The sequence below is a fragment of the Clostridium sp. genome, assembly GCF_036569345.1.
GTDB lineage: Bacteria > Bacillota > Clostridia > Clostridiales > Clostridiaceae > Clostridium_AD.
In genome coordinates, this window is sequence record NZ_DATCQT010000211.1 from 1 (window position 1) to 7,154 (window position 7,154).

General features: G+C 30.3%; 7 protein-coding genes. 2 read left to right on the forward strand and 5 right to left on the reverse strand.

Annotation, left to right across the window (positions count from 1 at the left end):
* Positions 1-224 precede the first annotated feature (224 nt).
* From VIM70_RS22415 to VIM70_RS22430, 4 genes are all read right to left on the reverse strand, one after another.
* Positions 225-1,424 carry a multidrug efflux MFS transporter gene (locus VIM70_RS22415; protein WP_331947996.1) on the reverse strand — a complete coding sequence of 400 codons (1,200 nt, stop codon included), beginning with the start codon at positions 1,422-1,424 and terminating at the stop codon, positions 225-227.
* Between the two features lie 77 nt (positions 1,425-1,501).
* Positions 1,502-2,332, reverse strand: a complete 831-nt coding sequence (locus VIM70_RS22420; protein WP_331947997.1) for an AraC family transcriptional regulator — start codon at positions 2,330-2,332, stop codon at positions 1,502-1,504.
* Between the two features lie 339 nt (positions 2,333-2,671).
* Positions 2,672-3,418 (reverse strand): MBL fold metallo-hydrolase, encoded by a 747-nt coding sequence (locus VIM70_RS22425; RefSeq protein WP_331947998.1) that lies wholly within the window; start codon positions 3,416-3,418, stop codon positions 2,672-2,674.
* Between the two features lie 138 nt (positions 3,419-3,556).
* Complete coding sequence (locus VIM70_RS22430; RefSeq protein WP_331947999.1) at positions 3,557-4,492, reverse strand: MerR family transcriptional regulator; 936 nt, start codon at positions 4,490-4,492, stop codon at positions 3,557-3,559.
* A 244-nt stretch (positions 4,493-4,736) separates the two neighbouring features.
* On the opposite strand from VIM70_RS22430, the gene VIM70_RS22435 reads away from it, so the two are divergent.
* On the forward strand, positions 4,737-5,342 hold the full coding sequence (locus tag VIM70_RS22435; protein WP_331948000.1) for a lactate utilization protein: 606 nt from the start codon (positions 4,737-4,739) through the stop codon (positions 5,340-5,342).
* 74 nt (positions 5,343-5,416) lie between these two features.
* Here VIM70_RS22435 and VIM70_RS22440 read toward each other — a convergent pair whose 3' ends face one another.
* Entirely contained in the window at positions 5,417-6,511 is a 1,095-nt protein-coding gene (locus VIM70_RS22440) for an NADH:flavin oxidoreductase (RefSeq protein ID WP_331948001.1), read from the reverse strand.
* A 129-nt stretch (positions 6,512-6,640) separates the two neighbouring features.
* On the opposite strand from VIM70_RS22440, the gene VIM70_RS22445 reads away from it, so the two are divergent.
* A complete protein-coding gene (locus tag VIM70_RS22445) occupies positions 6,641-6,982 on the forward strand; it encodes a helix-turn-helix domain-containing protein (protein ID WP_331948002.1) in 342 nt (113 codons plus the stop codon).
* Positions 6,983-7,154: the final 172 nt, after the last annotated feature.

Below are 7,154 nucleotides of genomic sequence, written 5' to 3' on the forward strand. Positions count from 1 at the left end.
TACAGGTAGTTGGTTAGACCTTACCTAGTAGGATTCCCCTACTATATGTTAATAACTTACTAATGAAGATAGAATTGCTTCCATTTCCAAGAGGAAACATCACGCGTTTGCGTGCTGCTTCGCAGCTCGCACTATATATAAAATTATACCATAATGTTACGTTGCTCATTCATCTCTTATCTTAATGATGAAATTATTTTTTCTGTAGTTCTCAATTTATCTACTTAATTTTGTAGAATATTCACCTTTTTATACACTTTAAAATAAACCCAGATTGCATTTAAAAGAAGCAAACTACTTGTAATAAAAAACACATATCTGATACCTAGATGTGCTGCTATCTGTCCTCCAAATACAGACCCGCAAAAAGCTCCTAGATAAAGTGCAGATATATTAAAACCAAATATTCTTCCTGTAAGAGCCTCTGGTGTTATTCTTTTTAGCAGTGCATTAATTGATGGTACAAGGCCAGCAGTTGCAAATCCAAGTAAAAATCGTAATCCCATTAACTGCCATGGATTTTGTACAAATGCCTCAGGTATAAATAAAACTCCTGCAACAATAAGTGCTGCAAACATTATCTTTTGAGGTCCGATCTTATCTGATAATTTTCCAAGCCTAGGGGCCGCTAATAAACATGAAAGTCCAGAAGCTGAAAATGCCATACCAGAAATAAACGCAATATTAGCTGTGCTCTTTGATAACTGAGATATATATACAGTTATTATAGGCTCAATAGAATAATATGCGAGCTGCAATACAAATGTAGTTACAAACATACCTAAAATAAGACTAGTATCAGGTATCTGGTTCCATACTTCCTTCATACCTAAAGTCTTTTTTTCTTCTTCTCGTACAAATTCCTCTTTAACAAATAACAAAGTTATAATAAACACAATAAACATTAGTCCTCCGGTAAGAAAAAATGTAAATGTAAGTCCTAAAATTCCATCCAAATATCCCCCAATTAATGGTCCCAATAGCAAACCTGTAACAGATGCTGTTGAAATTACTCCCATAGCCCACCCTACATGTTCCTTTTCTGTTTGAGTTGCTATAAGTGTGAGACAAGCTGTACTATAACCAGTTATAGCTCCTTGAAGTAATCTTAGTCCAATCAGTTGATATACATTTTGTGCTAGCCCCATACTTCCAATTACAATCGCCATACCAAGACTTGCCCGTAATAGCATAGGTTTTCTTCCATACTTGTCTGCTGCATAACCCCATATTGGTGAAAATATTGCTGATATAATAAATGTTATCCCAAAAGCAATTCCTGATATCTGCTCAATTGCAGCTATATTTTGAATGCCTAACTGCCTTATATAAAGAGGCATAATAGGAGCTATTTGACTCATTCCTATAGCTGTAATAAATGTTCCAACCCAACATACATATAAATTTCTTTTCCATATCTTCAATAGTATCTTCCCTCTTCCTTGATCTATGATTATGTACTAATTATAATCTTAGAAGTGGTCTGATTCCATGTAATATTTTAATATCCATGGACATTCTTACGATAGAATTCTGAAGGACTTTCACCCTCAATTTTTTTAAATATCCTGCTAAAATAAAATTCATCAATAAATCCAAGTATTTGTGCTACTTCTTTTACTTTTTTATCACCTTCAATAATAAGTTCTTTAGCCTTATCAACCTTTATCTTATTAAAAAATTTAATTACAGAGTACCCTGTAGTTTCTTTAAAAATCGTCGATAAATATGTTGGTGATAGTTGCACTAGCTCAGATAAATTTGCTAGGGTCAGCCTAGTATGTATATTTAGGCGCATATATTCAATAATTTTTTCAACTTTTAATGACGTTGAATAATTTCTATTATTCTTTTTTAGATTTGTAAATATTTCAAATAATAATTGTTGTAGTAAAATTTTAGTTATAAACTCATATCCTGGTAATTTATTCATCCAACTATTAACTAATTTCTTAAATATATTATTAATCTTATAGTAATCTTTTAGGACCTGCACGTAGTCTAATTCGAGCCTACCAGTTTCTTTCGTAATATTCCATTTAGCACCATTAAATCCCACAGTTGCATAACTAAAATGAACTGTGAAACAACTAATAGACTCTTCACTTTCTGATTCTACAATATATTGTAAATCAGGGCAAATATATATCAAAGACCCTTCTTTAAACTGATATTTTTTATTTTGTACTATAACATGCCCCTTACCTTCAGTAATAAAAATAAGTTCATGATGCTGAAGTATTCTGTTGAGCTTAATTGATTGTTTCAATCCATCGCTTGATGTCCTACCATTGCAGTAATGAAGATGAAAGAATAGGTTATTTGAATTCATATTTCCCTCCATAATTAAAGATAAAGTGCAAAATGCTTATTTAAGTATACTATCATTATCGCGTACTGGATATATATAATTTATGTTTATTCTAATAACTATTTTGTTAGTTGATATAAAGTTAATATTTTTTTACTATATTTAACTTCCATATTAATAGTATAATTAAGAAAATATTAGTTATATAGCAGGAGGTAATACAATGGACATTTTAGAATTAATAATCATACTTTCAATTGGATTAATAATAGCTGTATTTATAGGTTTTGAAATTGGATATTATCGTAGCAAAAAATGAAATAAGAAAAGCCAAAAGGCCTCTCTTATTTTCAATTTTAACTATATCTCGAATACCATTTCATCTTCTACAATAACTATATTGGGGTTATTCGCAAAGGAAGAATTTAATTCTTCAAATTTATCTACATTCCAATTTGGATTTATGTGAATAAGTCCAAGTTTTTGTATTTTATACTTGCTTAGCATATTGTTGATCTCCTCAAAGGAACTGTGTTCCTTACTACCTTCGTTTGCTATAGTCCAGCAATCATGAAGCAGCAGTTTTGTACCTTCGGCAAATGTATTCTCAAGAATACTCGTATCAGTATTGTACTGAAGATGATCTCCAAATGATATTCCAAAAGATTTGCCAGAATGAATTTGTGCAGTTATTTTTATATCAATTGAACCTATTTTAAAGCCCTGCAAATCATAATCCATCATTCTTACTTCTTTCGCAAACTTATCTATATTAAATGGGAAGAAAGGAGGAGTTATCAACTTTGATATAACATCTTGACACCCGGTAAATCCCAAAGTTTTACCAGGCCCGTAAATATTAAGTCTTTTTTCTTTGCTCCAGTTACCTATATAGCTAAGTCCAATCATATGATCCAAATGATAATGACTATATATTATATTTATTTCTTCATATTTATTTAAAATATCTAGGTGATTTGATAATCGGCTTAAGCCACTACCAGTATCTAGAATTATTAAGCTTTCCCCTGTATCAACTAGATAACTAGCAGTCTGCCTACTCTCTGTGGGAATCCATCCTCCACTTCCTAATACGATTAATTTCATAATTTATCCCCTTTCATTCTCTAAAATAGTTAAAGTGAGTCACAACTGTTATAAGTTCTAATAAACTACAGCTAACTTACAACCAGCTATGATTATTACTATTATACCAAATTAAAAGAAATAATAACCTTTATGCTTTTATAGATTTTGTACAAATTCCTCCCAACTTAAGTTTAATCCAATTTCATTACTTGCTTCTTTATATATTTCATTACCTATTTCTCTATATCTTTTATAATCCTCATTTAAAATTTCCAAATATATATCAAAATTATTATCAACTGCGCCAATACTATTAAGCATACTCTTAGCGTTAATGAATGATTCTTTAATACTTTTCCTAAGTTTTTCATTTTCATTTATAGATTTTATCATTGAAATAATGTTTTTTTTGTATTTTTCTCTTAAAGTAATATCTCCACTTAAAAGATTTAGTACATTATTTTTAGTTTTTTCAGCATTACAATTAATTTTATTAATATCTATACTGTTCATGCCTTTAATAAATAGATTAGTATCATCTAATTCATCTAAATCATCCAAAAACTCTACAAGTTTTAACCATGCTTCTTTCTTTTCATTATTATCTATAGTAATATTTAAAAATGGTTTATAACAACTTACAAATATTTTTCCAAAGTTTCCAGGGAAAGTTCTAATCAAAGTATTTGACACAAACTCCTTTTTTTCAGTAATAGAAAGCTCTAAGGTTTCTCTTAGTTTCATGACTTGTTCACCAATACTATAGTAATCCTTTGTTTCTTTATTAATAAGATTACTAATAATAAGTTTAGTTTTTTCTAAATTGTTTATAGTTTCAGTCACTTTTATTAGTGTATCATTCATAATATCCTGAAGAGCTTTATCACCCTCTACTAAACACTTTATTTCACTTATTGGTATCTCTATAACTCTTAATGCACCAATTAAATTAAGTTTTACAATATCATTATCTGTATACTCTCTATAGTTGTTATCATTATTTTTTAAAGGACTAATCAATCCTTCACTTTCATAATATTTAATAGCCTTTTTTGTCAATCCAGTTTTTTCCGATACAACTTTAATATTCATTAATAACACCTCCAATAAACTTAAAAGTTAGCTAACCTTTAAGTTAACTATAATGGTGCCTGTGGGGTACATGTCAAGTCTTTTACAAAAAATAGTTTAAATTTAAGAGATAGATTTGACAATAGAGTATATTTACAAAATCGAAACAAAAATATAGTATAATACATATATAGTTAAAAATTGAAGAAATAAAACAATTAAAAGAAGTTTAAATAGAAAATAGATTGGAGGATATAGTAAGACTATGAATATTGAAAAAACAATTACAACACTTAAGAAAAATAATTATGAGGTAAGCTTCTTTAAAACTGCCGAAGATGCGGCACAGTATTTAGACAATAGTTTTAATGACAAATATATTGGATTTGGTGATTCTGATACTATGCTGCAGATGAACTTGTTTGATAGACTTGCCTCACACAACAAGGTTGTTGATCCTAAGCATTTGATGTTAGGGAAAACATTCGGTGATACTGCAATAGAGTGCCTGACTACAGATATTTTTTTAACGTCAGTTAATGCCCTCTCAGAATCAGGAGAGTTTGTTAATATTGATGGTACAGGTAATCGTATAGCTGGATCACTGTTCGGTCATAAGAAGGTATATTTTGTTGTCAGCACAAATAAAATCTCGCAGTCACTTGAAGATGCTATTTGGCGTGCCCGTAACATTGCTGCTCCTCGTAATGCTATGAGATTAGGATTGAGAACCCCATGTGCAATAAAAGGAGATCATTGTTATAATTGTTCTAGCCCAGATCGTATCTGCAATGGCCTTGTAATTTACTATAAAAAGATGAATGATATGGATATGGAAGTCGTATTGATAGATGAAGAGCTTGGCTTCTAATGTAGATAGTCATATAGCCAAAGTTCGTTAAAGATATCTTTAATGAACTTTGGCTATTTATTTTATTATCTTCCTTACCTATTAAAAATACAAGAATTTGGTACCTCGTCCCAACATTTATTACAAGAAATACATTTAGGATTATAATCTTTGTTATCCACCCATTTATTAATTAAATCTGGCTCACAAAGTAAAGTTCTAGACAATGAAAAATATTGAATTTCAGTAGTATTTAAAATTTCATTCATTAAGTCCACATTTTTATTTCCTCCAACTAGGATTACCTTTGCCTTTACAACACTTGCAATATTCATTACAACTTCTTTAAAATATGATTGTTGATCTACAGTATTAATTCCTTTTAAAAATGGAACTTTACCCTCTCCAGAAGATAGGTTAACTGCACTAGGTTCAATCATATCTATTCCTAGTTTATCAATTCTTTTAAAAACTTCTATAGATTCCTCTTTGGTAAGGCCTCGATTTTTATCCATAAAGTCATCAAAATTAATTTTTATCATAATTGGATAAGACCTGCCCACTTTTTTTCTAATTTCCTCTATTACTTCATAAATTATTCTTGCCCTGTTATGTATATCCCCACCATATTCATCGGTTCTTCTATTATAATAAGGTGTTAAAAATTGGCTTAATAAATATCCATGAGCTGCATGAATTTCTACAGCATCAAAACCAGCTTTTTTTACTCTCACAGCCGCATCGGCAAATTTATCAACAATCCCTTTTATATCTGCCTTTGTAGCTTCCTTTGGTGTAATTCCACTTACTATATTTTTTATAGCTGAAGGTCCATATATATTCATTTCACTTGCACCTGGATGCTCAGTTTGTGATCCTCCATATACTATCTGCATTGCGATCTTAGTTTCATGTTTATGTACTTTATCAACTAAAATTTTGTATTCTTCAATAAAAGTATCATCATAAATTCCAGACATTCTAGGATTAGGGTGTTCATCCTTTGATATAAATGCATATCCTGTCAGTATTAATCCAACCCCACCCCTTGCTAAATCCTCATATCGCTGAATAATCGCGTTATTTATATGTCCATCCTCGTCAGCCATCTCATCCCATGTAGCCGCTCTAATAAATCTGTTTTTAACTTCTATATTGTTAATGTTTGTTTTCTCAAATAAATTTTTCATACTGCTCCTCCTCATTTATAACATTATTTCTTTGCAAATCATCTACATATATATTATTATAGAAGTCATAGGATAATAATAATAGTATGCACTTTAATGTAAGATACTAACTAAAAGGAGAGTAATGTTATGAATGAAGAATCAGAGGTGTACTCAGCACCATTTGAATATACATTGTCTATATTTAGTGGCAAATGGAAAATGGCAATAATGTTTTGGTTATCAAGACGTGAAATTTTGCGTTATGGTGAATTAAAAAAATGTATAAAAGATATCACTCATAAAATGTTAAGTTCTCAACTAAAGGAGCTTGAAGCAAATGGTATTATAGTTCGCACCGAATATCATCAGGTTCCACCAAAGGTAGAATACTTTTTATCAGAAAAAGGATTATCTCTTATGCCGATTTTAGAACAAATGTGTTCTTGGGGGCATTTACACTTTGAGGATAGCAGGATAATAATCGAATAGAGGCTAACAATTAAAATGTTTCGCCCCTTTTACAACACCGCACGTGAGTCTGTCTAACAATTAATACAGTAAGTTTTAAATCAAAAAGGAATTAGCTCATTGGTGTCGAATATATACTGTAAGGGGTTGATACGATGCCATTTATTGTAGGAGAAGATAGATTCCAAATTAA

Bases quoted from the DNA above. Each gene is read 5' to 3' on its own strand.
- VIM70_RS22420 (WP_331947997.1), bottom strand. From the start codon at position 2,332: ATGAATTCAAATAACCTATTCTTTCATCTTCATTACTGCAATGGTAGG.
- VIM70_RS22425 (WP_331947998.1), bottom strand. From the start codon at position 3,418: ATGAAATTAATCGTATTAGGAAGTGGAGGATGGATTCCCACAGAGAGT.
- VIM70_RS22430 (WP_331947999.1), bottom strand. From the start codon at position 4,492: ATGAATATTAAAGTTGTATCGGAAAAAACTGGATTGACAAAAAAGGCT.
- VIM70_RS22435 (WP_331948000.1), top strand. From the start codon at position 4,737: ATGAATATTGAAAAAACAATTACAACACTTAAGAAAAATAATTATGAG.
- VIM70_RS22440 (WP_331948001.1), bottom strand. From the start codon at position 6,511: ATGAAAAATTTATTTGAGAAAACAAACATTAACAATATAGAAGTTAAA.
- VIM70_RS22445 (WP_331948002.1), top strand. From the start codon at position 6,641: ATGAATGAAGAATCAGAGGTGTACTCAGCACCATTTGAATATACATTG.